This window comes from Corynebacterium neomassiliense (assembly GCF_900626215.1).
In the GTDB taxonomy this organism is placed as follows: domain Bacteria; phylum Actinomycetota; class Actinomycetes; order Mycobacteriales; family Mycobacteriaceae; genus Corynebacterium; species Corynebacterium neomassiliense.
Genome location: NZ_LR131106.1, coordinates 2,230,385 through 2,254,974 on the forward strand (window position 1 = coordinate 2,230,385; position 24,590 = coordinate 2,254,974).

The following is a 24,590-nucleotide window of genomic DNA, read 5'->3' on the forward strand; positions in this document are numbered from 1 at the left end:
TCCCGCGGTCAGGACAGCGGACGGCCCACGGAATCGTGCGTGTACGCTCCGCCGCCGGTGAGGATCATGATGAACTCGATCAGCACCCAGAGGCTCAGCGCTCCCAGCATGAGGAAGCCGATGACGAAGAGGCTCGTGAACACCCCGAAAACCAGCAGAGCCAGCTGACAGAAGCCCTTTCCGGTGTATCCGAGGTAGAAGTTGTGGGCGCCGAGACCGCCCAGGAAGAATGCCAGAAGAGCCGCAGCGGCTTTGGACTTGGGGGAGAAGGTCACGGCCTGCTGCTGGGCGGGCATCTGCGGCTGGGTGTATGCGACCGGGTACTGGGGGTACTGCGGGTCCTGGGCAGGCTGCGGGGGTGCGTAGGGCTGCTGTGCGAAAGGCTGCTGCGGGTACTGCGGCTGGTTCATGGGGTCTGGCTGACCGGGACCGGGGGAAAAAGGATTCGACATACGTACTCTCCTGGAGTTCAGACTGGATGTTCAGGCTAAGTGTAGCGTTAGATGAAGGGATTCTTCGACGGCCCTGTGATGTGGGCGGACGGGCCTGCATCGCTGGAGCCGGCATCTGCACCCGTGCCGCCGGTTCCGCCGGTGCCGTCAGTGTGGCCGGGGGTCACGGAAGCGGTGGGTGCGGCGGAGTCAGGGGTGTCCTCGACGCCAAGTCCGATGAAGCCGGTGATCATCATGACGATCGCGAGGGCGATGACAATCCAGAATCCGGACGCCAGACTGAAATCCATCGCCGATTCTCCGGGTATCTTCAGGTCTTCGGGAGATGCGCCGATGATCGCATTCTTGATGAAGACAGTCACGATACTGAGGACGAGGACAATGAACCCGGCAGACATGAGACTCAGATTTGCGGAATCCGGGTCATCGCGCCTGGCTCCGGTACGTGCCAGGAATATCAGCAGCACGGCGACCAGTACGTAGCCGTACGGAAAACCACTCATAGATTCGAAGTCGAAATACTGGGGGACCCATACCGTGTTTCCGTCACCGCTTCCGTTGAGTGTCAGAGATGTACTGTTTCCCTCGTAGTCTGTGAGAGTGAACCAGGGGAGTCTGTAGACGATGAAAGCTGTGCCGATGAGTAGGATGTAGCGGAGAAAGCCCATTATTCAGATCCTTTCGGGGTGGGTCTAATCGTAAATGGTCAGATCGAAGTGTTCCATCACAGGGGCGATGGTTTTTCCTCCGGCGTGGGTGGCGTCCGATTCACTGCCGAAGCTGTTCACCGCCACGGCGTAGATATTCGAACCGGTGGGGTCCGACGGGTCGAAGGCCCAGACGGCTCCCCCTGAGTCGCCGTGGTCCGAGATGTTGTCGAAGAGCACCGTGTTCGCGTTCTGCATCTCCGTGAAACTTCCGCAGGAGAGTCCGGAACGGTATCCGAGACGGCACATGTAGGGGTTGTTCTGGCGGAGCCAGTTTCCGTCTCTCCAACCCGCCAGTTGAACAGAATTGCCGGAGAACTGTACCGAGCGCGTTCCCAGTACCGCGGTGTCGAACCGGGAGTAGAACTCGATCAGTGCGTAGTCGTTCCCGCTCTCGATGACCTCCTCTCCGTCGTAGGCCTGCCACACGAACTCGCCGACGGGGGCGGTCTCTCCGGAGTCGGTCTCCACGTAGACCACATCCCCCTTGTCTCCGCAGTGGCCGGCGGTGAGGTTGAAGGTGCGGTTCTGCTGTGGGTAGGAGGTCATCCACCCGAAGGAGCAGTTGCTCACCTCTCCGTTCCGGTGTTCGACGAAGTAGCGTGCCCCGGGTTCGAGGTAGGCGGGGTTTTCGAGGAAGGCGAAGTCCTCGCTGTTGCGGAGGATCGGACGTTCGCCGGGCTTTTCGCTGAGCGCCGCCGACGCCCGGGACTCCGCCTTCAGCGGCATCGGCAAACTGCTTCTCTCCTCGTGCACAGGTGTGGGCAGCGATTCCTCCTCGGCCTCTGGTGCACCGGTCCGTGGTCCTGCCCCTGTAGCGGCGTCGGATTCCGCTGACACTGCCACCGGGCGGGGGTCACCGGTGAGCAAGGGGGTCGCTGTGCTGCACGCGGACAATGACATGGTGAGTGACATGGTGAGTCCGGTGAGCGCGGCGAGTGCAGCCACGGCGGTTGCCGCAGTCGTGGTGGGGAACGGTTTACGGTGCATGGATCGCCTCTCAGGTGTGACCGGAACTGTCGCGGTGTCTCTCACGGTGTCGGCTGTCAGACCCCGTGGAACGGCTTTTGTTCCCGACCGCCGGAGACCGGTGGAGCAACTTCCGCCGTGGGCCTCCTGCCGCAGTCCGCATCCGGGAACGCTCACGGTGGGGTAAGGTGTCCGTGTCGAAACGAGCAGGACACGAACCGGAGAACCTTAAGGGGTGCCACGTTGACGCAGCCAGGAGATGACGGACCACTGTCATCTGAGATTTTCTCCGGACTGTGGGAGCCTCTCAGCGAGGATCAGTTCTCCCGGATCCTCGATGCTGCGATGGATCCTTTGGCTGCGCCCCGGGATCTTTCGGTGATCCCGGACGAGGACGAGGAGCTGGTTTCCGGGGGGCCGGCCGATGCTGAGGACGGGGACATGTTCTCCGGCTCCAGTGAGGAGACTGAGGACGCCGGGGATGACGGCGAGATGTCCGAGGATGTCCTCGACGACGACATGGCCGGTCCCGACGACGTACTGGACGACCCGTCCGACACGGCAGAGGGGGACGGCCTGTGATCCCCCTGGAAGAGGAACGCGAACTGATCGAGAGAGTGCGCGCCGCGGACAAGGACGCCTTCGTGGCTCTCGTACAGGATGCCCGGGAACGGGTGTGGGGCGTGTGTCTCGGTATCACGGGTAACCGGCATGACGCTGAGGACGCCATGCAGGATGCCATCGCGACAGCGTGGCAGGGGTTCGACCGGTTCCGTGGTGCATCAAGGTTCTCCACATGGCTCTACCGCATCGCGGCCAACATCTGCCGGAACAAGGTCAGCCGCAGGCGGGAGTTCCCGGACAGTGACACCGGAGCGGACCTGCCTACCAACACGACCGATATCGGGGATCGGGTGGCGGACACCCAGGTTGTGAGGTGGGCGGTAGGTCAGCTGTCCGATGAATTCCGGGAGGCTGTCGTCCTGCGGGAGATCGGTGGACTCAGTTACAGGGAAATTGCTCTTCAGCAGGGTGTGAACATCCAGACCGTCAAGACGAGGATTTTCCGTGCCCGTAAGGCACTGAAGGAACTGCTGGGTGACCGGATCGGAGGGTGAGCAGGTATGGCGCGGTTCAGGACACCTGGCCTGCTGCTGGCGGCTGCCGTCACAGCGGCACTGCTGTCCTGTGGGAGCGAGCCCGGCACACCGGAGACCACCGGCGACAGGAAACTGAACGCCCTCTACGACAGTGACGGCGTCCTTGACTGTCGGCGCCTCTACTCGGACGTTCCGGTGTCGCTGCTGCTGGATGCAGGTCTCAGTACGACGACAGAGCCCATGGCGTCCAGTAAAAGGTTCCCGTCGGGCCGAACTTTCTGCCCCATGAGATACGTGGGTCCCGGGTGGCCGGGTACTGTCCCCGTTCCTGTCTACGTCGCCACCGACCACAAGAGCTTTGACCTGACGTGGAACGGGAAACGGGAAAACTACGACGGGTGGAAGATCGGCCACATCACACTGAAAGACGGAGATGAGAATCTAGCTGCTGAGTTAACCGCCGAGGACAACAGTTCAGTCATAGTTTTCACGCCCCTCGCATATGTGCCGGATGCGCCGGAAGAAATTATCGAGAATCCGCTGGGTGACGGGATTGTCGATGCCCTGAAAGTCGTAGTGGACGGGCTGGACCGGCAAGGTGAAGAGACTGTCCATGGCAGGACGGAATACTTCTCTGAGGCGGGAGAATTCAACTGTTCCCTGATCTACGACAGGCTGAGTGCTGTAGGACTGCAGGACGCCGGACTGGATGTCTCTGACGTGCGGTTTGCACCTTCGCGGACGATCGAAAGGAGCAACGGGTCGATGTCATGCGACCTCATTCCTTCTGCCAATTCACAGGGTAAGGCGAACATCCAATATGATTCATATTTTTATCCCGTGGAGATAAATACAGGCCCCAGGGACGATCACCGTGGCACCCCTTTCGACAGTCGCGAGAATCTTCCAGGGTGGGAGGAGTACTGGGATTTCAACGGTGCGGACCGCCCGGTGAACAGATCAAATGAAGGAAAAGAATCATACAACGCGAGATTCTGCAGGAGTGACCGTAACTGCATCACCGTCACCAATTTCATGGGATACGGAGAATCTGGAAGCGGCAGACCGGTCAGCCCTGTCGTCGACGACATCAGGAGTGAGATCCTTCCCCTGGTGAGGTGGATTGACAGTACCGAGAACTCCGGGACGGCAGGGGACAGCTGATGGCCTGGTCACTGTCCGTCGACCTCGGTACCACCAACACTGTCGCTGCTGTGCGGTACGGGGACGCAGTTCCCGTGACGCTTCCCCTGGCAGGTGGTGGGAAGCTCCCGTCCGCGGTCTATCTGTCGGGGGCTTCCGTCTACGTGGGTTCCGAGGCATGGAAGCATGCCACAGAGGATCCTGTGTCGTTCTACCCGTCTCCCAAACGGCTGCTGGTCGAGACTCCTGCTGATGAGATGGAGCTGTTGGCCCCGGTTTTCGCGGCGATCTATCGGGAGGTCTACCGCCGGGCCCTGGCTGAGTGCGGCCCCGGCGAACCGGAGTCCGTGGTTCTGACGCACCCTGCGGCATTTTCGGAGAGAGCCGTGGGGCTTCTCGTACGTGCGGCAGTTATGGCGGGAGTGGACGAGGGTGCGGTCCGCACACTTCCTGAACCGGTCGCCGCTGCCGCACACCACTTCCGGGGTCCGAACGCGACCGGGAATATGGTGATCGTCGACATCGGCGGAGGGACCTGTGACACGGCACTGGTCCGTTTCGACTCCGCCGGGACACCCTCAGTCATCTTCTCCGACGGTGACAACATGCTCGGAGGCAGAACACTCGACGGTCGGATGCTGGGACTGGTGGCGGAGAAGCTCGACGGAGGGAGTCCCTCGCCGGAGACGTTGGCCGGACTTTCAGTACCTGATGTCCTGCGTTGTCTGGTTCGGGCCAGAGAACAGCTCTCGGAAATCGACCGGTGCGCGGTTGACCTCGGAGAGCCGTGGGGGACTGTCGAGGTGACCCGGGGACAGCTGGAGAGCGGAATCAGTGATGATGTCGCGCGCATGGTGGAACTGGCCCAGCGGTCCGTTGATGCAGGTGGTCCTGTCGGTAGGCGGGCGGACCTGTTTCTGACAGGAGGTACTGCGCTCACCCCGTCTGTCCAGGGAGCTCTGACGACACTGGGGGTACTCCACCCGGTCACCGAGCCTTTCAGTGCTGTCTGTCTGGGAGCCCTTGAGTTCTGCGCCTCACGCTGTTCGGACCGCCCCCACGACGGCGTCGACGGAGTGAAGAATCAGCCGGGCTGGCGTGAACGGGTGGACCGCCACCGGAGGACCGGGGATCAGCGCGGACGACGTCGCGTCGTACTCGGGGCTGTACTTCTGGCAGTGCTGATGGTCGCTGGTGTCACAGTTTCACAGATGAGCGGTGGCGAGGAGCATCCGTCGGTTGTCGCGTCTCCCGACACAGTGGCAGAAGACTTCGATCCGTCGCCTGTTGTCCCGGTGCACCTGGCTCCCGATTCCCCGTTGTGGTCCGCAGGAAAACTGACCTGCAAAGGTGGAATGCAGACGGCGGCATCGGTGGTCGCGGAAATATACGGAAAAGTGAAGGAGCCGACGGCCACGGGGGTGCACGGGGTCACGAGCTGCAGACTTGGTGCCGACGGTCAGGTGGATCTCTCGCTGGACACCTACCGCAGACATGGTTTCGAAATGTTCATTGACTACCAGAGGAATATCGGCACTGCCCCCGTTCAACTGACAGGCGCGTTGTCGCACTGGTATCGATTCGATTCCGAGACTCTGGGATGGGCTGCGGTGGCACTCTACGTCGCTGACGCCGGATGGCTGGTCATCAACGTACGCGACGAGGCTGCCGCCAAGACCAGTATCGCTGAACGCATTGCCGCGGCACTGGACCCGGCTATCCGAATCGAGGAGTCGTGAGAATTCGTGGATGACAGTTCCAGGCAGGGCCGGTGTGGTGTCGTGGTGGATCTGTGTGCCGACCTGGTGAGGTTGACAGTTGTCGAGCTGGAGTCCGCCAGACCTGTACACGTCGAGGAGTTTCCGGCGTCCCTGCTGATCTACGGTGACACAGTTGTGTCGGAGGCCTCGATATCTCGAACAGGGGACCGCCCGACCGGCGGCGTTCTCTCCCCGACGCGACTGGATTCTCCGCTCACCACGCTGGGCCGGCAGTCGGTGATTGTCGGTGACCGTCGGATCTGGGCGGCTGACCTGGTTGTTCCTCTGCTCACAGAAGCGGTGGAGCGGGCAGTCCTCCGCTGGACCAGGGAGTTCCCGTATGATCCGGGCGACCCGGACAGTTCCGGCTCTCCGGGAGCTGCTGTGCACGCGCTCGTGGTCGTCTGTCCTTCACACTGGTCGTCAACGGTGCGCGAGGTACTGCTGAGCGCGGCAACCCGTGTAGCGGGCACAGAGACCTGCACTGCTGTCACAGCTCAGTCTGTGGCCATGGTATCCGGTACCGGAGAAGATGCTGGTCGGTCACAGAGTCGTCTGGTGGTGTCCACCGGCAGAGAGAACCCCGAGGTGGTACTGCTCCGGGGCAACGGCGCAGAGTGGGAGGTCGAGCATGCTCTGAAGCCGGCAGAAACCGACGGATCTGAGGTGGTCAGTGGGCTGGTCTCTGCCGCCGGGCAGCTGATCCCGGAGGACGGATGTGACATCCTGGTCGGTGGTGGTCTCCAGCCGTCTGAACTGGACAGCCTCGTGGTGAAACTCGAGTCCCTCATCTACCCCCGCAGGGTGACTGTGATTTCTGACCCACGGTCAGCTGTTGTCCGTGGGGTGGTGCAGTACATCCGTCCCGCAGCCGGTTCCGGGACCAGGTCGGGTCCCCGCAGGTACCGGCGTCTCCTCGCCCTCGTCGGAATCCTGACGGTCATCGCGGTCGGTGCAGGCGCAGTGGTCGTCGGAAAAGATGAGACTCGCATGCCCGTCGAGTATGCGGTGGTCCCTCCCGCTGAGCGTCTCGCCGCATTCATCGGAGATGACGGCGAATTTGACTGTGAAGCGCTGTACAACCGGGCTCCTGTCGGTATTCTGGCCGAAGCAGGTCTGGTATTGCCCGAAACGTTCAGCCTGGCGGGAGAGGATCGCAGTTCGGGGAGCGGGGCAGATAACGGCTTCCCCGGTGGACCAAAGGAAAAGAGCTGTCTCATGGCTTACGGGGGGGACCGGCTGGAGACACTCACTCTGGGGTCGGGGGACCTGCAGATATCCAGACCGGTGAACATTGCCCTGCGTGCGCTCAGTGCGGAAATCAAGGCCCCTGAAAATGGGGAAGTGGTGAATTACCGTAATTGGAGAATAGCTACCCGGGTGGTGGACAAGAAGACCGGAAACGGCAGTGATGGAAACGGTAGCGAGAAGGCGGAACTCCGAGTTGCCGACACATTCGTGCCTGGCCACGGATCCCTGTATTTCTTCGTCATACTGCGGGATTCCGGAAACTACAAGGTGATCACCGGTGCCGACAGTGAGCCGGATGAAGCGTTCAAGCAGATTATCGACAGTTTCGAGAATGTGAACAGAAATCCGGTCGGTGCTGGTGATGCTCCCGTTATCGTTGACCAGACGTTATTCAGCTGCCGCAGCTTCTACGACAACGCCTCACTGTCCTACCTGGGTGAGAACGGAATCGAAGTCGCTGACGGGTCCTCGAAGATAATGGATAGGGGCGGGCAGGTTGTACCGGTTTCTTTTCCGATGTTGGACAGTGCGGGAAGAGAGAGATGCCTGATGTGGCAGTCAGGGTCGGGAGAACCGACCGCCGTGACAGTGAACACCGGCGCATCGGACGGTCTTCCCGGATATCCGGTGGCGGGGGTCGACGATATGACCGGGTGGGAGGAGTACTGGGCATTCACCCCGGTACTTGAACCGACTTCCGCCAATCTGGAAGGTATTCCAACATACAATCTCCGGTACTGTCAGGCGGGTAGTGACCACTGCATCACACTCTCGCTGGAGCAGAATCAGTCGATGGGGAACTACAGGTCCTCCCCCGCTGATCTGAAGGAGAAGGTTCTTCCGGTGGCCAGGGTGCTGGCGGGGGTCGGCAGTGCCCCGGCCAGTGCCCCGGCCAGTGCCCCGGACAGTGGCCCGGGAACTGCCGGAACCGGTTCAACCGCTGGTGCTGAATAGCCTCTTCTGCTCTTCCACGACATTCCCGGCCAGGAGTGAGTCCGCCTCGGCGACAGCCCGTCTCAGTACAGCGGAGACTGAGGTGAGCGCGGCCTCCGCCACCGGGACCGTGAATCCTGTGAGTCGTATGTTGACCTTTCTGAGTTGTTCGCGGACACCGTTGGCGACATCCGCAGGGGAGGATCCGACCGGCACTTCCGCCAGGTCGTAAAGGCTGTCGGCGTCAACCATCTGCATCACCAGTGCAGAGTCCCGGTCGAAACCTGAGGCGGACAACTCGGCGATCGACGGGTACAGGCGGATTCTCCAGGCGCCGGTAAGACTCCACGCATGTTCGAGAACGTCGGCGAGCCCACCAGGTTTCCTCGTGGTGAACTTGAGCTGTCCGAGTTCCCCGAGAATCTCCGAGGTCCGCTTGAGGAGGGCGGCCTGTGCCGTGTCCCCGAGCAACTGTGCACGCAGTTCAGACAGTCCTGAGACCGATGAGAGCCAGGCTGTCAGCTCTTCCCTCCGGTCGCCCCGGCTGCTGAGGGCTGACTTTCCGTGGAGAACCCCGTAGGTTCCGGTCCTCACGAGGTCCCGGTGGAGTGAGGGAGGAACTCCGCCCCCGTCGGCCCGGATGAGAACACGACCCAGTGCGGCGGAATCGTATGATGCCAGCCGTTCCGTGAACCGGGTCAGGGCCGCGTCATCCAGATCGGCGACCGTGACCGATGCTGTGGCCAGCAGTGGAGACACTGCAAGGGCAGTGGCCCACGGCGCAGAAGTCAACGGTGACCTGGCACATGGAGCGGTGGACCTTCTGAGGTGGGCCGCATACCTGCGGGCGTCCGCCACCGGATCGACGGAGCCGAGTGCCCCTGCACCGAACTCGTCTGCCCGGGAGATGATCAGCACGGTTCCCGCCGGCCCGAGGCCCGTGCCGCGGATCCTTTCCAGGTCAGCGTCGTTCGGTTCACGGTCGACCAGGTAGAGGCATGCATCGGCCACGGCCGCCCTGTCCTGTTCCGGGACCGGGAGGGGCAGGGATGCCGGGTCGACGAGGCTGATGCTGTGCAGCGACGGGCCTTCCACCTGGCGGATGCTGACCGTCAGCGGAAGATCACGCGGCGGAGGCCGGTCCGCACTGCAGTACAACACCGGGTCAGCCGACGGTGCCGGTGCTGTTCCTGTCAGTGCGTGGACCAGTGTCGTCTTCCCTGTTCCACGGCCGCCGACGACGAGAATTCTGGGGGGTTCGTGGAGCCGCCTGCGCAGATCACCGATCTGCTCTCCAAGGTCGGGACAGGTTTCGACGACCTCTGACAGAATCCTGTCCGCCAGTGCCACGACCGCCGTAGCGGGAAAGCTGAGGGAGCTCATCGCAACATCGACCCCAGCTTCTCCAGGTGGGCGACTCGTCTCTCGGCGAGGTCGCGGGCGTCGGCGGCGTTCTTCTCTCCGGCGAGCAGAGCTGCCCTCGCTTCCGTCAGTCTTCTGCGCTCCGCAGTGACGTATTCGGTGATGTCAGTCTCGAACCTGGTCAACACCACCGGACGTAGGCGGTGGTAGACCTCGTCGAGGTCACGGTTAAGGTCCCGTCGTGCGGCGGCGACAGTCTCGTCGAGCCATGTCCGCAGGTTTCGGCGTCCTCTACCTGCCGCATTGTGCAGCAGGTTGACGGCCAGCCACGTTCCCGCGGCCGCGACCACCGGTAGTACGGCCAGGCCACCGGTGGCCGCGACTGCTCCGCCGACCCCGGGGAGCAGGGTCGCGGCGTACGCCAGTGCCCCTCCCCCCGAGACGGACACCGTCAGCAGGGACGGCGTGACCAGGTCCGCCAGTCGGGCCCTCTCGGGGGCAGGTGACCCTGTCGGATCCGGCACAGGTCCGGTGGAACCGGACCACGAGGACGCGATCTGTCCTGTCACGGCCTCCCATCGCCCGGCACCTGCCGTGTATTCCAGGAATTCTCCACGCACCGCGCGCATCAGGCTGCCGAGGGCGTCCTGCTTGAGGGCGGACAGTTCGCTGCCGAGGCGCGAGATCACCGGAGCAGGGTCGTCGAATATTCTCGTCGGGCGGGTCACGTCGATGAAATGGCGCCACTTTCTCTGCAGGTCAGCCATTGCGTCGGCATGGCTGGTGAGTGCCGAGGTCCGTGCCGCGGCGATCCGGTCGGTGAGGAAGGTCCGGTTCGCCCGGGGAAGGTCGGACAGCAGACGCAGCTGCCCGTCAATCTGGTCCGTTGCCTCTTCTCCGTGTCCGGAAGCATGTTCCTCCGTGGCTGTGGCGAGCAGTCGCTGCCTCTCCAGCTCGCGGGCGACCTGGATGCGGGCCTGACGTACGGCGGTCCCCGGGGGCGTCACCGTCCTGTCTGCGACCCTGGCGACCACCTGGTCGCGAAGTGCGTTCAGGCCGGAGTCATCTGCTCCGGGGAGGCAGCTGATCACGTGGAGCGGGACTGCCTCCCCTACGACGTGGACGGGGTCCCCCTGCGCGTCACCCGGTACCTCACCCGGTACTCCAGCGAGTATCTCCCTGTCACGGCTGACGACCTCTCCGACGGATCTCAGGTTACGGTCCCTGCCGGTGACGACCACCTCGACGCGGGGAGCGAGTCTGAGGATATCCCGGATCTCCGCCACCTCCCCGCTGTCGAGGGGAATATGGGCGTCGACGACATAGAGGACAATGTCCGCCCGGCTGAAGAAGAGTCCGGCGGTACCGTCCGGACCGCTGGAGCTGACCTCCGCGGCGGGAAGGTCGACGAGTGTGACCGGGGTTCCGTCGATCTCGGCGTCCACGGTGACCGGGGAAGCGGTCACCACCCCCACCCCGGCCGGAGTGGCGGGCAGTACGGCAGGGCTTCTGAGCAGCGAATTGAGCAGGGTGCTGCGCCCGGAGCCGGCACGACCGTACAGGCACACCGTTCCGGGGGAGCGGCGCTCCCCGACGGTGGCCTGCAGGGCATCGGCCGCGGTCGTGTCCCCGCTGCTGCGGAAATACTCCACGGTGGCGGCGAGTGCCCGTTCTGTGTCGCTTGTCATGACGGTGCCATCTTACCGGTGACCTCCGGATTCCCTGAGCAGAACCTGGGACACCCGGGCCAGGATCTCGCTTCCGTCGCCGGGGACATCCAGCAGTTCACACACCACCTCTCTGGGGAGAGGCGAGTACGACGCCATGATGTACAGGGAAATCTCCTGTGGTGACAGTCCCGTGGCAGTGTCCTGTGTGCCCGTCTCGCGGTGTCTCCCGGCGGTGAGACTCCCCGAGGCGGCATCGAGCACGCAGCTGTAGATGACCCTGGTCAGGAAGGCGGAGGAGGGGGGTTCATGTGTGCCGGGATCTTCGGGGGAGGGGACGCCGTCGTCCTGTGTGACGGCGCACTGCCGAGCGACGGTCCATGCTTCCGTGAGTCCCCGGGTCAGCACCGCTGCCGCGGTGGCACGGTCCCTGCACCAGGCCACGGCGACGGACCAGAGCTGGTGCTTGTTCATCCGGGCGATCCGTCGGAACTCCATTCCCGTGTACGCCAGGTTGTCTCGCCTGCCGGGGCTGTCAGTCACCGCAGGTCCCCCGGGCCCGGAACGACGGAGGGGGTCAGCGTGCTGACCAGTCCCCACAACGCTTCCTCCACGAGTCCGTCGGGACAGGTCATGGCACTGTCGCTGAAGGGGTGGGGGGCGGGTTCCCGTCCGGGGCCGGGNGCGTCGGTTGTGGATAAGGGACAGTTCCCGTCCGGGGCCGGGCAGTGCGGGGGGAATGTCCGGTTCATCGGGGAGCGGGACACTGAGGAAGGCGTCCTTCACCGGGATGCGCAGGGGAGGACGGGGAGTTCGGGGACCGGACACGGTTTCTCCTTGACGGTCGCTGTGCTTGTCCCCTGTGTGACCCCGTGAACGGGGTGAATGTTCCCGGTCAGTCTGAGACTGACAGCACGATCTTTCCGGTGACCTCCCCGGCCAGCAGTGCGGCGTGGGCGGCGGCGGCGTCCCGGACGGGAATCACCCTGTCCACGTGGTGTCGGACGGTGCCGTCGGCCAGCATCGGCCACACGTTGTCGACGGTCGCCCGGACGATCCGGGCCTTGTCGTCGGTGTCCCGGTAGCGCAGGCCTGTCGCCGAGATGGTGCCCCGTCTGTTGAGTAGTCTGCCGATGTTGAGTTCCCCTCTGACTCCCCCCTGCATTCCTATGATGACGAGGTGGCCGTCACTGGCCAGGGCGGAGACGTTCCGGTCGAGGTATTTCGCGCCGATGATGTCGAGGATGACGTCTGCGCCGCCGGCCTCCCTGATGACGGAGGTGAAGTCCTCGTCGCGGTAGTTGATGAGCAGTTCCGCCCCGTAGCTGCGGCACACGTCGAGTTTCGCGGTACTTCCCGCGGTGACTGCGACGCGTGCTCCGAGCGCTTTGGCGACCTGGACGGCGAACAGTCCGACCCCGCCGCCGCCGCCGTGGACGAGCAGGAGGTCACCTTTGTGCAGGTGCGCGGTCATCATGAGGTTCGACCACACTGTGCATGCGACCTCCACGATGCTGGCGGTGTCCGTGAGACTGAATCCGGCGGGTACGGGGAGCAGCTGGCCTGCCGGGACGGTGACGTACTCGGCGTAGCCGCCGCCGGACAGCAGCGCTCCGACCCGGTCGCCGGAGGCCCAGGGGGTACCGTCGGGACGCACACAGCCGTTGGCGTCCTCGATCACCCCGGCAACTTCCAGGCCGATGATGTCCGTCACTCCGGGAGGCGGAGGATAGTGTCCCTGGGCCTGGAGGGTGTCGGCCCGGTTGACGCCTGCGGCGGTGACCTTCACCAGCACCTCGTTGTCCCCGGGAACCGGTGTGGGGGAGTCTGACCAGGTCAGTGAGGTCGGGTCGTCGGGGTCTTTCTGGATGATCGCCTTCATGCCTGTCCAGGGTAACCGTCGTCACTCTCCCGCACCGGGGTTCCGTGGTCCCCGGGGCACTGTTCCGCCGGGGGTATGCGCTACAATTGTGCCGCTGTGTCCGCCGCCCGGCTTCGGGTGGTTCGGTGACCTGCCGCAGTGGTCGGCAGCGCCGTGGGATACGCGAGGAGACGTGGCAGAGCGGCCGAATGCACTGGTCTTGAAAACCAGCGACGAGTGATCGTCCGCGGGTTCAAATCCCGCCGTCTCCGCAGTTCAGGAAGTCCCTCCGGCGGTAGCCGTCGGGGGTGGAGGACGCCTCACTCCAGGCGGGTGATCCGTTCTACGACGGCGAGTTCCCGCACGCCGCCGTGGGTGAGCTGTACCCGCAGGGGTTCCCCGACGCTCGCGCGGTCGAGCCGGGACCAGTCGAGCTTCTCGCGGTGGAGTTCGCGTCGACCGGCAGTGAACAGCCACAGGGAGCGGTCCACCAGTACTGTCCCACTGTCGCCGGCGTCGCCGAGTTCCAGCAGGTGAACTGTGTCGAGGGTCGCGCGGCGCAGTCCCGTCAGGGACCTGACCTCGCCGTCGGAGGCCGGTGCCGTGACTGTCCGGATCGAGGAGACGAGGCCGAGATGGTGGGGGACGCCGGAGGTGTCGAGGATGACCAGGGGCTGTGCGACGCTGCAGCTGCGTACTCCTGCGTGGTCCCAGACGACGGGCTGGGGCAGTTCGTGCAGTGCCTGGCGGCGGGTGGCGGGGAGCGTCCGGACCGCGGCTCTGCCGGGGCCGAGGGTCACCAGCCGGCCGGCGGTGGTGCCGGCGTGCCCGGTGCTGCCGCTGTCTTCGGTGGTCACGAGGTATCTCCCGTGCACGCCGCCGTCGTCGTCCAGGGCGCCGTGAATGTCCCGGAGACGGGCCGGGGTCTCGGCGCAGAGCCGGCGCAGGACCGTCAGGGTCTCTTCGTCGGTGGCGTTCCAGCCGGCCCCGTGGGTCTCCAGCAGGCCGAGCAGCCGGGGGAGGGTGAGATCGGGACGGGCCTCCCAGAGGTGGCCGAGGGCGTCGAGCATGCCGGGGATGCGGTACGGGTCTTTCACGGGCGTCCTTTCATCCCGGTCATGGTACGTCCGGTGCCGTCAGGCGGTCTCCCGGGAGGTCGTCCGGTACCGCGGCCGGAAACTGAAGAGAAACTACGGAGAAACACGCACGAAACAAATAGACCGCTATGTGGATAACCCGCGCCCACCTGGTGAGACTTCACAGTTGGGTGGGGTTGCGGGGGTGTGCGGGGCTAAGATACAAAGACAACTTCATGTGGAGACCGCCAGCGCACGTACCCATATTGTGTGGCATATATCACACTCTGATGTGAACAGCTGCCCGAGTGAGGACAACCTCATTTTGATCACCCGGACAGCGACCGTATGTATGGGGTGACACCCGACGGTCCACCAGTGACCACCAGTGACCCCGACCAGCGCACCACACCCCGCGCCGGACCGGACCACAGCTGCCCACCACAACCCCGACGCGACCTGCCGACAGTGACTCGTCGACACAGGCCGCCGACCCGGAGCAGCCCGACAACTGCTCCACGACTTCCCCGGAGGCTGACGACCCCATGACCGACTCCACGACAGGCACAACGACAGGCACCCCGACAGGCACCGCTGCAGTTCCTTCTGCGGGACCCGCTGCAGGTGCGGCGACCGGTACCTCGCCGAACTATCCTGCACCCCGGGGGCTCTACCACCCCAGCTACGAACACGACGCCTGCGGTGTCGCCTTCGTCGTCGACATCCACGGACGGGCCTCCCACGACATCGTCGACAAGGGCATCCGGGCGCTCGTCAACCTCGACCACCGTGGCGCCGCCGGAGCGGAGAAGAACACCGGCGACGGTGCGGGCATCCTGCTGCAGATCCCGGACCGGTTCCTGCGCGAGGAAATGGCGTCCCAGGGCGTCGAACTGCCGCCGGCCGGCTCCTACGCCACCGGCACGGCCTTCCTCCCCGCCTCCCGGATGGCGGCGCTCGACGCCATGCGTGCCGTCGAGGACATCATCTCCGAGGAAAAGCTCGAACTGCTCGCCTGGCGTAAGGTCCCCGTCGACGACTCCTCCCTCGGCGCCATGGCCCGCGACGCCGAACCGATCATCTACCAGCTCTTCATCGCCGGGAAGGACGCCGAGGGCCGCCCCCTCGAAGGCATCGACCTCGACCGACGTGCCTGGTTCGTCCGCAAGCGCGCCGAACGCGAACTCGGTTCAAAGGGCCCGGGCGCCGGCAGCGGGGCAGACACCGTCTACTTCCCCTCCCTGTCGGCCCGCACCATCGTCTACAAGGGCATGCTCACCACCCCGCAGCTCCGTGAGTTCTACCTCGACCTGCAGGACGAGCGGACGGAGTCCGCGCTCGCCGTGGTCCACTCCAGGTTCTCCACCAACACCTTCCCCTCCTGGCCGCTGGCGCACCCGTTCCGTCTCGTCGCACACAACGGTGAAATCAACACCGTCCGCGGCAACGAGAACTGGATGAGGGCCCGGGAGTCCCAGATCCGCAACGAGATCCTCGGTGACATCGACCGCGTCCTGCCCGTCTGCGACCCTGCGGGATCCGACACCGGGCGTTTCGACGAGGCCCTGGAACTCCTCCACCTCGCAGGGCGTTCCCTCCCCCACGCCGTGATGATGATGGTCCCGCAGGCATGGGAACGTAACCCGCACATCGACCCGGACGTCAAGGCGTTCTACGAGTACCACTCCTCCATGATGGAGGCCTGGGACGGTCCCGCCGCCCTCGTCTTCACCGACGGCACGGTCCTCGGATCCGTCCTCGACCGCAACGGTCTGCGCCCTGCACGCATCTGGGTCACCAGGGACGGACTGGTCATCGGAGGTTCCGAGGCCGGTCTCCTTCCTGTGCCGCCACAGGACGTCATCGAGCGCCGCAGGGTCGAACCGGGGAAGATGTTCCTCGTCGACACCGCCCAGGGGCGCATCATCCCGGACGAAGAGATCAAGAAGCGTATCGCCGACAAGCCGTACCGCAGATGGGTCGATGACAACATCGTCCGCTTCTCCGACCTGCCTCCCGTCCCCTATGAACCCATGACCCACGACAGGGTTGTCCTGCGGCAGCGCGTCTTCGGGTTCACCGAGGAGGACGTGGACCTGTTCATCAGGCCGATGGCTACCACCGGACACGAACCCATCGGATCCATGGGCACCGACACCCCCGTCGCGGCGCTGTCCGACCGGCCCCGGATGCTCTTCGACTTCTTCGCACAGAGATTCGCGCAGGTCACGAACCCGCCCCTGGACTCCATACGGGAGAAGTCGGTCACCAGCCTGCTGACACAGCTGGGCGCGCAGGTCGACGTCACCACCGAGGTCCCCGAGGCAGCCCACCGTATCCAGCTGGGCAAGCCGCTGATGCTCAACTCCACCCTCGCCACCCTCAGGGAGGCCGGAGAGCACGAAGGTTTCGGGGCCTTCCGCTCGGCCGTCATCTCCGGGCTCTACCCGGTCGCACACGGTGGCCGTGGCATGCGGCAGGCCATCGACCGGGTGCGCAGGGAAGTATCCGCAGCGATCGAGGACGGTGCGACCCTGATCATCCTGTCCGACCGGGAATCCAACGGACGTCTCGCCCCGATCCCGTCCCTGCTGCTCGTGTCCGCCGTCCACCAGCACCTCGTCGCGGAGAAGACCCGCACCAGGGCGTCCCTCATCGTCGAATCCGGTGACGCCCGCGAAGTCCACCACTTCGCGATGATGCTCACCTTCGGCGCCGACGCGATCAACCCCTACATGGCGATGGAGACCATCGACGAACTCCACAAGTCGGGACGCCTCGGCGGACTCGACGTGGAGACCGCCTGCCGCAACTTCATCGAGGGCTCCTGCGCCAGTGTGCAGAAGATCATGTCGAAGATGGGCATCGCGACCGTGGCGTCCTACCGCGGTGCACAGCTCGCCGACGTCACCGGACTGTCCCAGACCTTCCTCGACGAGTACTTCACCGGCGCCGTCAGCCCCGTCTCCGGTATCGGTCTCGACGAGATCGCCGCCGACGTCGCCGTGCGCCACCGTTTCGCCTTCCTGCCCCGGCCCGAAGAGGCAGCCCACCGTGAACTCGAGATCGGCGGCGAGTACAAGTGGCGCCGCGAGGGCGAGTACCACCTGTTCAACCCCGAGACGATCTTCAAGCTCCAGCACGCCACCCGAACCGGCAGATACCGGATCTTCAAGGAGTACACCGAGAAAGTCGACAACCAGTCGAAGAAACTGGCCACCCTGCGGGGACTCTTCGAACTGCACAGTGACCGTCCGTCGATCCCGGTCGACGAGGTCGAACCCGTCAGCGAGATCGTGAAGAGGTTCTCCACCGGCGCGATGAGCTACGGCTCCATCTCCGCCGAAGCCCACGAGACCCTCGCCGTCGCCATGAACCGGCTGCACGGCAAGTCCAACTCCGGGGAAGGAGGCGAGGACCCCTCCCGCTTCGAACCGGAGGCCGACGGCACCTGGCGCCGGTCGGCGATCAAACAGGTCGCCTCCGGACGCTTCGGCGTGACCAGCCACTACCTCAACAACTGCACCGACATCCAGATCAAGATGGCCCAGGGTGCCAAGCCCGGTGAAGGCGGCCAGCTGCCCCCGCACAAGGTCTACCCGTGGATCGCCGAAGTGCGGGTGACCACCCCGGGCGTCGGTCTGATCTCCCCGCCCCCGCACCACGACATCTACTCGATCGAGGATCTCGCCCAGCTCATCTACGACCTCAAGAGCGCTAACCCGGACGCCCGGATCCACGTCAAGCTGGTCGCGGAACAGGGGGTGGGCACCGTCGCCGCCGGCGTCTCCAAGGCCCACGCGGACGTCGTCCTCATCTCCGGACACGACGGAGGGACCGGGGCGTCCCCCCTGAACTCCCTGAAGCACGCCGGCGGGCCGTGGGAACTCGGCCTGGCCGAGACCCAGCAGACCCTGCTCATGAACGGCCTGCGCGACCGCATCACCGTCCAGTGCGACGGCCAGATGAAGACCGGCCGGGACGTCATCGTCGCCGCCCTCCTCGGCGCCGAGGAGTTCGGTTTCGCCACCGCGCCCCTCGTCGTCGAAGGCTGCATCATGATGCGCGTCTGCCACCTCGACACCTGCCCGGTGGGTGTCGCCACCCAGAACCCGGAGCTGCGCAAGCGCTTCACAGGGCAGGCCGACCACGTGGTGAACTTCTTCACCTTCATCGCCCAGGAAGTCCGTGAATACCTCGCCGAACTGGGTTTCCGCACCCTGCAGGAGGCCGTCGGCCACGCTGAATGCCTCCGCGCCGGGAAGATCGACCCGTCCCACAGGACCGCAGGCAAGCTCGACCTGTCACCGATCTTCGCCATCCCGGACAGCCCGTTCATGCACCAGGACCGGTACCGGACCAGGGACCAGGAACACGGGCTGGAGAAGGCTCTCGACAACCGGATCCGGACCGACGCCGAGGAGACCATCCGCCGCGCCGCAGCCGGGGAGGGAACCACCATCGACCTGGCCTACCCGATCACCAACGTCGACCGCTCCGTCGGCACCATGACCGGATCACTGGTCAGCCGTGTCGCCGGCCGGGACGGTCTCCCCGAGAACACCGTCAACCTCACCTTCACCGGCTCGGCGGGCAACTCCTTCGGCGCCTTCGTACCGAAGGGCATGACCCTCACCCTGGTCGGGGACGCCAACGACTATGTCGGCAAGGGACTGTCCGGCGGCGTCATCGCCATCCGCCCGGACGCCCGGGACGGGGCTGTCGGACCGCACCAGACCATCGCCGGTAACGTCCTCGGATTCGGCGGGGTCTCCGGAGAGATGTACATCGCAGGAAGTGTCGGCGAGCGCTTCTGCGTCCGCAACTCCGGCCTCACCGCCGTCGTCGAAGGCGTGGGCAACCACGGCTGCGAGTACATGACAGGAGGCCGTGTCATCGTTCTCGGCCCTGTGGGGGAGAACTTCGGTGCCGGCATGTCCGGCGGCATCGCCTACCTCCTCGACACCGGGGAACCCGGCTACCGCGGAGAGGTCACCGGCAGAGTCAACCCGGAACTCGTGGACGTCGAGGACGTCACCGACCCCGAGGAAATCGAGTGGCTGGTCGAGACCATCGACAGGCACCGGCGGCTCACCGGTTCGACGGTCAACGTCGACCCGGCCGCGCTCATCAAGGTCATGCCGCGGGACTACCGTCGGGTGACCCGGACCATCGAGGCCGCCCGCGCGGCAGGCCTCGACGACGACGGCATCGCCGCCGCGATCATGGAGGAAGTGAAGTAGCAATGGCTGATCCGCACGGATTTCTGAAGTTCCGCCGCGAAGAGGCGCCCCACCGTCCCGTCCCGCTGCGCCTGCTCGACTGGAACGAGGTCACCGAAGCACTGCCTGACGGAAGGGTCCAGACCCAGGCCGCCCGGTGCATGGACTGTGGCGTCCCCTTCTGCCATGAAGGATGCCCGCTGGGCAACATCATCCCGGAGTGGAACGACCTCGTCCGTCTGGGACGCTGGCGGGAGGCCTACGACCGGCTCCACGCCACGAACAACTTCCCCGAGTTCACCGGCCGGGTCTGCCCCGCCCCCTGTGAGGGAGCGTGCGTGCTGGGCATCAACGACGACCCGGTGTCGATCAAGTCGGTCGAACTGCAGATCGTGGAGCACGCCTTCGACAAGGGGTGGGTCACCCCGGTCAAGGCGTCCTTCTCCACCGGCCAGTCGGTCGCCGTGGTCGGTTCCGGCCCCGCCGGCCTCGCCGCCGCACAGCAGCTCACCCGCGCCGGCCACGATGTCACCGTGTACGAACGCGACCCCCGGATCGGAGGACTGCTGCGGTACGGGGTGCCGAACTACAAACTGGACAAGAAGTGGATCGACCGGCGGCTGGCGCAGATGGAGGCTGAGGGGACGACCTTCCGCCCGAACACCTCGCCGACCGCCGCCGACCTCGCTCGCTTCGACGCCGTCGTCCTGGCACTGGGATCCACCGTCGGACGTGAGGTCAACATCTCCGGACGGGAACTCGCCGGGGTGCACCAGGCGATGGAGTACCTGCCGTTGCCGACCCGGTCCCGGGAAGGAGACCTCGGCGACGCCCCCGTCATCGACGCGAAAGGCAGGAGGGTCGTCATCATCGGCGGCGGTGACACCGGCACAGACTGCTTCGGAACCGCCCTGCGGCAGGGTGCCCTCTCGGTGCACCAGTTCGACATCCACTCCGCGCCGGGCCGTGAACGACCCGACGACACCCCGTGGCCGACGTGGCCGCGGATCTGGCGCGTCGCCTCCGCCCACGAGGAGGGTGAGTACACCGTCACCGGTAACGAGTCCGCCGACGAGATCGCCGCACTCGGCCTGGCCGCCAGGGTTCCCGGCGAGCCCCTCGGGTACCGGGACTTCAAGGTCAACACCGTGGAGCTGCTGGGTGAGAACGGACATGTCACGGGTCTGCGTGCAGCCCGCTGCGAACGCACGGCCGAAGGTACGGTGAACATTCCCGGTACCGAGATGACCATGGACGCCGACCTCGTGCTTCTCGCGGTCGGGTTCGCCTCAGTGGACTCCACCGGAATCGTGGAGGAACTCGGACTGCGTATCGACGGCCGGGGCAGGATCGTCCGGGACGACTCCTACCGCGCCCACTGGTTCGAGACCCCCGCCGTACAGGACGCCGGATTCGACGCCCCCGTCTTCGTCGCCGGTGACGCCGGTCGTGGCCAGTCCCTGATCGTGTGGGGTATCTCGGAGGGGCGGGCCTGTGCGGCCGCCGTGGACCGCGCTCTCATGGGCGAGACCGCCCTGCCGACCCCGGTCGCCCCGACGGACATGCCGCTGAGGGCGTAGTTTCCCCGGATGTCGAGTCAGCACGCTCACCGGCAGGTGAATTCGCCCGTATGCTGCCGGTGGGTCCTGTCGGCGCTCCGTTGACGGCGTATTCGACAGTTCCCGGTCTCCCGGTGGCGTGACGGTCGGTGAAGCCGGGTGAAACCGGGGGAACCGGTCGCACTACAATTCCCCCGGTGACCACCGGCGCCCTGATCAGCATCCTCGTGGCGTGGCTCCTCGCCATCGCCTCACCCGGCCCCGACCTCGTGCAGCTGCTGCGCGTCGGTGCCGTCCGCCGCAACGGTGTGGCCTGTGCCCTCGGCATCATGAGCGGCAACCTGTTGTGGATCCTCGCGTCCATGCTGGGCCTGTCCGCCCTCGTGGACGCGGTCCCCGGCGTCCTCACCGCTCTGTTTCTCGTGGGCGGCTGTTTCCTCGCGTGGATGGGACAGGGCGCGCTGCGCGGCGGCCTCGCCGCCCGGAGGAAGGACGCCGCCCTGTCGGACGCGGCGTCCTCCCTGCTCTCCACGACGATGACCACCGGCCGGGCGTGGAGGCTGGGCGTGGCGACGAACCTGTCGAACCCGAAGGCCCTGGTCTTCTTCGGCGCAGTCTTCGCCGGGTTCGTGCCGCCGGAGACCTCCTGGGCCGCGCGTGGGGTGGTGCTGGCGATGATGCTGGTCACCGGCGTGGCCTGGTTCATGTTCGTCGCCTACCTGGTGAGTGTGCCCGCCCTGTCGCGGCGTCTGCAGGCCGCCGGTGCGTGGATCGACATCGTCGCCGGTGCGGTGTTCCTCGGCATCGCTGCGGTGCTTCTCGTCGAGGGGGTGTCCCGGCTGGTCTGACCGGTGCCGGCCTGCACCTGTCACAGTGCCGGTCACGGTGCGGTCACGGTATGCGCCGTCAGTTAGTTAACCGGGGGTGCCGGTCGTAGGATGGTCGCCATGCACATTCAGGACGTCCCTGTCCGTGGTGAGGACATCCGTCTCGGCCAGTTCATCAAGCTCGCGAATCTCGTGGAGACCGGTGGCACCGCCAAGGAGGTCATCGCTGCAGGACAGGTGACGGTCAACGGTGAGGTCGACACCCGCCGTGGCCGTCACCTCCACGTCGGTGACGTGGTGGGCCTCCTGGATTCCGATGACGCCGGGCACCCTGGTGCGGCACCTGCAGTCGCCGTACGTGTCGCGGCGTCAGTCACCGGCGACGGTTCCGGCAGCGGAGACGACTACTTCGACGAAGCCACCGCCGACGACGACTTCGACCCCGAAAAGTGGAGGAACCTCTGATGCCCGCTCTTGTCGCCGAACCCGGCATGCCGATCTGGATAGACCTGGCGACCACGGACCTGGAGACCGCGAAGAACTTCTACGCCGAGGTCCTCGGCTGGGAGTACGACGACCCGTGCGGTGGCTACACCGTCGCGAAGAAGCAGGGGATGCCCGTCGCCGGTCTCGGCGAAGTTCCCGACGACAAGTCCTCCCTGTGGGGGATGCTGCTGTTCACCCCGGACATCGACCGCGCCCACGAGGAAGCGGTCAGGGCCGGTGCGGTGTCCGTCCTCTCCCCGCGTGACGTCGGAAAGCGTGGCCGCATGGCGGTGCTCGTCGACCCGTCCGGGGCCACGGTCGGACTGAAGCAGCCCAGGAGTGACGAGCCGTTCTTCGCCGCCGGCGAACCCGGCACCCCGGTGTGGCACGAGCTCCTGGTGGGCGGCCAGTTCGACGAGACGACGGCTTTCTACCACGAGCTCGCGGGGTGGGACATCCGGGTCCACACCGACAACGACCGTTTCAGGTACGCCACGGGTGAGCATGACGGCGCTCCACTGGTGGGCATGTGGGACACCTCGGCCCTCGACGAGAATCCGTCGATGTGGACCCTCTACCTCGGGTGCGCCGACGTCGATGCCGCGGCGAAGAAGGTGGAACGTGCCGGGGGACGGGTTGTCCGCCAGCCCTGGAACTCGGAGCTCGGCCGACTGGTCACCGTCGTCGATCCGACGGGCGCGTTACTGAACCTGTGTGAGATTCCGGAGCCTGAACCGGAGAAACTGGAGGACTGGCACGAGCCCGACATCCTCGACCCGGAGAACATGCCGAAAGAGCTGAAGGACGCCATGGACGCCGCCCGTGCCGCAGGTGAGGCCGCCGCGGAGCGGAGCGGTCACCGGAAATCCGGGCACTGACCGGAAACGGGAGCGGGGCTAGCCTGCGGGGCTGTACGCGGACCCGTTGACGTGACCGGCGAGGTTCGTGATGTAGTCCTGTGCGCCGAATTCGTTGAGGACCCGGAGCACCCCCTGCAGGGTCACGGTTCCGTTGCCGTCGCCGAGGACGGTGGAGACCAGTTCGCTGATCCTGCCCTGGGGCAGGGTGATGTCGGCGTCCCGGGTCTCGGTGCCGGCGTCGGTGATGGTCTGTGAGGTCTGGTAGTCGAACCCTGAGTTCAGGGCGGTCTGGAGCACGACCTCGGGGGAGACTTCCCCGGCGACGAGTCCGAGCAGGTTGACCAGGAGGTCGGTGCTCAGGGGGATGTTGAGGACGGGAAGTCCGAGGACCGCCGCGCTGTGCTGGACGGCGTTGGTGGTCTCTGCCTCGTCGACCGCGGCGTCCTGGATAGGTTTGAGGGCCTCTGTGGCGTCCCCGACCGTCGTCCCGGATTCCGCGGTCCCGGTCAGTGCCTGCAGCTCCTCGTCGGTGCCGTAGTAGGTGTTGAGGTCCACGTCGGTGATGACACCGTCGACCGACCCCGAGCCCGAGTACTGCCAGAATGTGACCTCGTCCCAACCTCCGGGGATCTGGTCGGGCAGGGAGCTGTTGTAGTACGCCAGCCACAGCGGGTACTCGGAGAACTCGGTCGTGTTGCCCATCTGACCGACCCAGAAGGAGTAGTAGGTGTAGATGATCGGGTCGCGGCCGGTCAGGGTCTTGATCTCGTCGATCCACTCACGGACCCAGTTCTGCAGTTCCGTGGGGCCGAGGCCGCCGGTCTCCTCGAGGTCGAGGGTGGGGGGCAGGGACGGGCTGACGCCGGTGGCGAGCTGGGCCGCGTAATACCTGGCCTGGGTACGGGCGTCGATCTCGGGCTTGGCGTAGTGGTAGCTGCCGGGGGTGATGCCGGCGGCGGCGGCCTTGGCCGAGTCCGAGGAGAAGTAGGGGTTGGTGTAGCCGGTTCCCTCGGTTGCCTTGATGAAGGCGAAGGACTGGCCGGAGGCGGCGACGGCGTCCCAGTCGATCGCGGCTCCGCCGGGATGCTGGTGGCTGGCGACGTCGATACCGTCGAGGGCCCACGAGGGGACGGGGAGGACATCCGTGGCGACAAGCGCGGCGACGGCGGCGGCCGATCCCATGAGGACGGTGGCGGTGAGTCGGGCGGGAGTGGTGGTGCGCGCGTGGCGGCGCCAGGGAAGAGAACGCATGAGCATCACCCTACACAGGTTCCCCGTGAGTCACACCAGTAACACCGGAATGGTGGGGTGCATATCACAGCGCCGTCGGTGGATCACAGACCTGTGATTTCCGT

The 24,590-nt window shown here is 65.4% G+C and carries 19 protein-coding genes and 1 tRNA gene; 11 read left to right on the plus strand and 9 right to left on the minus strand.

What is annotated here, in order from left to right:
- Positions 1 to 8: 8 nt before the first annotated feature.
- The 3 genes from E0E18_RS09795 to E0E18_RS09805 all read right to left on the minus strand — a co-directional run bounded on the left by E0E18_RS09795 (position 9) and on the right by E0E18_RS09805 (position 2,149).
- Positions 9 to 452 carry an NINE protein gene (locus tag E0E18_RS09795; protein WP_130840551.1) on the minus strand — a complete coding sequence of 148 codons (444 nt, stop codon included), beginning with the start codon at positions 450 to 452 and terminating at the stop codon, positions 9 to 11.
- A gap of 47 nt (positions 453 to 499) precedes the next feature.
- The gene (locus E0E18_RS09800; RefSeq protein ID WP_202616719.1) at positions 500 to 955 is read right to left on the minus strand and encodes a hypothetical protein; all 456 of its coding nucleotides are present in this window, start codon (positions 953 to 955) and stop codon (positions 500 to 502) included.
- Between the two features lie 189 nt (positions 956 to 1,144).
- Positions 1,145 to 2,149, minus strand: coding sequence for a trypsin-like serine protease (locus E0E18_RS09805; RefSeq protein ID WP_130840555.1), 1,005 nt, complete (start codon positions 2,147 to 2,149; stop codon positions 1,145 to 1,147).
- A gap of 222 nt (positions 2,150 to 2,371) precedes the next feature.
- Between E0E18_RS09805 and E0E18_RS09810 the strand changes: the two genes are divergently transcribed.
- The 5 genes from E0E18_RS09810 to E0E18_RS09830 are packed head-to-tail and all read left to right on the plus strand — an operon-like array spanning position 2,372 to position 8,336.
- Complete coding sequence (locus tag E0E18_RS09810) at positions 2,372 to 2,710, plus strand: hypothetical protein (RefSeq protein WP_130840557.1); 339 nt, start codon at positions 2,372 to 2,374, stop codon at positions 2,708 to 2,710.
- Complete coding sequence (locus E0E18_RS09815) at positions 2,707 to 3,246, plus strand: RNA polymerase sigma factor (protein WP_237559727.1); 540 nt, start codon at positions 2,707 to 2,709, stop codon at positions 3,244 to 3,246. The genes E0E18_RS09810 and E0E18_RS09815 overlap by 4 nt, the downstream gene beginning before the upstream one ends.
- Positions 3,247 to 3,252: 6 nt before the next feature.
- Positions 3,253 to 4,392, plus strand: a complete 1,140-nt coding sequence (locus tag E0E18_RS09820; protein WP_130840560.1) for a hypothetical protein — start codon at positions 3,253 to 3,255, stop codon at positions 4,390 to 4,392.
- Positions 4,392 to 6,110, plus strand: coding sequence for an Hsp70 family protein (locus tag E0E18_RS09825; protein ID WP_130840562.1), 1,719 nt, complete (start codon positions 4,392 to 4,394; stop codon positions 6,108 to 6,110). Before E0E18_RS09820 ends, E0E18_RS09825 begins: the two co-directional genes overlap by 1 nt.
- A 6-nt stretch (positions 6,111 to 6,116) precedes the next feature.
- Entirely contained in the window at positions 6,117 to 8,336 is a 2,220-nt protein-coding gene (locus tag E0E18_RS09830; protein WP_130840564.1) for a hypothetical protein, read from the plus strand.
- Here the strand turns inward: E0E18_RS09830 and E0E18_RS09835 are convergent.
- The 4 genes from E0E18_RS09835 to E0E18_RS09850 form a co-directional block, all read right to left on the minus strand.
- Positions 8,316 to 9,698: a hypothetical protein gene (locus E0E18_RS09835; protein ID WP_130840566.1), complete on the minus strand. Its 1,383-nt coding sequence runs from the start codon at positions 9,696 to 9,698 to the stop codon at positions 8,316 to 8,318. The genes E0E18_RS09830 and E0E18_RS09835 overlap by 21 nt on opposite strands.
- Positions 9,695 to 11,365: a GTPase domain-containing protein gene (locus E0E18_RS09840; RefSeq protein ID WP_130840568.1), complete on the minus strand. Its 1,671-nt coding sequence runs from the start codon at positions 11,363 to 11,365 to the stop codon at positions 9,695 to 9,697. Before E0E18_RS09840 ends, E0E18_RS09835 begins: the two co-directional genes overlap by 4 nt.
- A gap of 12 nt (positions 11,366 to 11,377) precedes the next feature.
- On the minus strand, positions 11,378 to 11,887 hold the full coding sequence (locus E0E18_RS09845) for a hypothetical protein (protein WP_130840570.1): 510 nt from the start codon (positions 11,885 to 11,887) through the stop codon (positions 11,378 to 11,380).
- 352 nt (positions 11,888 to 12,239) lie between these two features.
- Positions 12,240 to 13,226 carry an NAD(P)H-quinone oxidoreductase gene (locus tag E0E18_RS09850; RefSeq protein WP_066585068.1) on the minus strand — a complete coding sequence of 329 codons (987 nt, stop codon included), beginning with the start codon at positions 13,224 to 13,226 and terminating at the stop codon, positions 12,240 to 12,242.
- Between the two features lie 166 nt (positions 13,227 to 13,392).
- On the opposite strand from E0E18_RS09850, the gene E0E18_RS09855 reads away from it, so the two are divergent.
- Positions 13,393 to 13,477: transfer RNA gene (locus tag E0E18_RS09855), tRNA-Ser, on the plus strand.
- A gap of 48 nt (positions 13,478 to 13,525) precedes the next feature.
- Here E0E18_RS09855 and E0E18_RS09860 read toward each other — a convergent pair.
- Positions 13,526 to 14,302: a hypothetical protein gene (locus tag E0E18_RS09860; RefSeq protein WP_130840572.1), complete on the minus strand. Its 777-nt coding sequence runs from the start codon at positions 14,300 to 14,302 to the stop codon at positions 13,526 to 13,528.
- Positions 14,303 to 14,826: 524 nt separating this feature from the next.
- On the opposite strand from E0E18_RS09860, the gene gltB reads away from it, so the two are divergent.
- From gltB to E0E18_RS09885, 5 genes are all read left to right on the plus strand, one after another.
- Positions 14,827 to 19,524, plus strand: a complete 4,698-nt coding sequence (gltB, locus tag E0E18_RS09865; protein ID WP_237559728.1) for a glutamate synthase large subunit — start codon at positions 14,827 to 14,829, stop codon at positions 19,522 to 19,524.
- A gap of 2 nt (positions 19,525 to 19,526) precedes the next feature.
- The gene (locus E0E18_RS09870) at positions 19,527 to 21,083 is read left to right on the plus strand and encodes a glutamate synthase subunit beta (protein ID WP_066585062.1); all 1,557 of its coding nucleotides are present in this window, start codon (positions 19,527 to 19,529) and stop codon (positions 21,081 to 21,083) included.
- Between the two features lie 176 nt (positions 21,084 to 21,259).
- Complete coding sequence (locus E0E18_RS09875; RefSeq protein ID WP_130840574.1) at positions 21,260 to 21,910, plus strand: LysE family translocator; 651 nt, start codon at positions 21,260 to 21,262, stop codon at positions 21,908 to 21,910.
- 99 nt (positions 21,911 to 22,009) lie between these two features.
- A complete protein-coding gene (locus tag E0E18_RS09880) occupies positions 22,010 to 22,354 on the plus strand; it encodes an RNA-binding S4 domain-containing protein (protein ID WP_066586144.1) in 345 nt (114 codons plus the stop codon).
- The gene (locus E0E18_RS09885; RefSeq protein ID WP_066585059.1) at positions 22,354 to 23,253 is read left to right on the plus strand and encodes a VOC family protein; all 900 of its coding nucleotides are present in this window, start codon (positions 22,354 to 22,356) and stop codon (positions 23,251 to 23,253) included. The genes E0E18_RS09880 and E0E18_RS09885 overlap by 1 nt, the downstream gene beginning before the upstream one ends.
- Before the next feature lie 18 nt (positions 23,254 to 23,271).
- Here E0E18_RS09885 and E0E18_RS09890 read toward each other — a convergent pair whose 3' ends face one another.
- Positions 23,272 to 24,486 carry a glycoside hydrolase family 25 protein gene (locus tag E0E18_RS09890; RefSeq protein WP_078057227.1) on the minus strand — a complete coding sequence of 405 codons (1,215 nt, stop codon included), beginning with the start codon at positions 24,484 to 24,486 and terminating at the stop codon, positions 23,272 to 23,274.
- Positions 24,487 to 24,590: the final 104 nt, after the last annotated feature.

Coding starts and splice junctions, on each gene's coding strand:
- E0E18_RS09795 (WP_130840551.1), bottom strand. CDS start 452: ATGTCGAATCCTTTTTCCCCCGGTCCCGGTCAGCCAGACCCCATGAAC.
- E0E18_RS09800 (WP_202616719.1), bottom strand. CDS start 955: ATGAGTGGTTTTCCGTACGGCTACGTACTGGTCGCCGTGCTGCTGATA.
- gltB (WP_237559728.1), top strand. CDS start 14,827: ATGACCGACTCCACGACAGGCACAACGACAGGCACCCCGACAGGCACC.
- E0E18_RS09820 (WP_130840560.1), top strand. CDS start 3,253: ATGGCGCGGTTCAGGACACCTGGCCTGCTGCTGGCGGCTGCCGTCACA.
- E0E18_RS09850 (WP_066585068.1), bottom strand. CDS start 13,226: ATGAAGGCGATCATCCAGAAAGACCCCGACGACCCGACCTCACTGACC.
- E0E18_RS09890 (WP_078057227.1), bottom strand. CDS start 24,486: ATGCGTTCTCTTCCCTGGCGCCGCCACGCGCGCACCACCACTCCCGCC.
- E0E18_RS09835 (WP_130840566.1), bottom strand. CDS start 9,698: ATGAGCTCCCTCAGCTTTCCCGCTACGGCGGTCGTGGCACTGGCGGAC.
- E0E18_RS09825 (WP_130840562.1), top strand. CDS start 4,392: ATGGCCTGGTCACTGTCCGTCGACCTCGGTACCACCAACACTGTCGCT.
- E0E18_RS09870 (WP_066585062.1), top strand. CDS start 19,527: ATGGCTGATCCGCACGGATTTCTGAAGTTCCGCCGCGAAGAGGCGCCC.
- E0E18_RS09880 (WP_066586144.1), top strand. CDS start 22,010: ATGCACATTCAGGACGTCCCTGTCCGTGGTGAGGACATCCGTCTCGGC.
- E0E18_RS09885 (WP_066585059.1), top strand. CDS start 22,354: ATGCCCGCTCTTGTCGCCGAACCCGGCATGCCGATCTGGATAGACCTG.
- E0E18_RS09840 (WP_130840568.1), bottom strand. CDS start 11,365: ATGACAAGCGACACAGAACGGGCACTCGCCGCCACCGTGGAGTATTTC.
- E0E18_RS09805 (WP_130840555.1), bottom strand. CDS start 2,149: ATGCACCGTAAACCGTTCCCCACCACGACTGCGGCAACCGCCGTGGCT.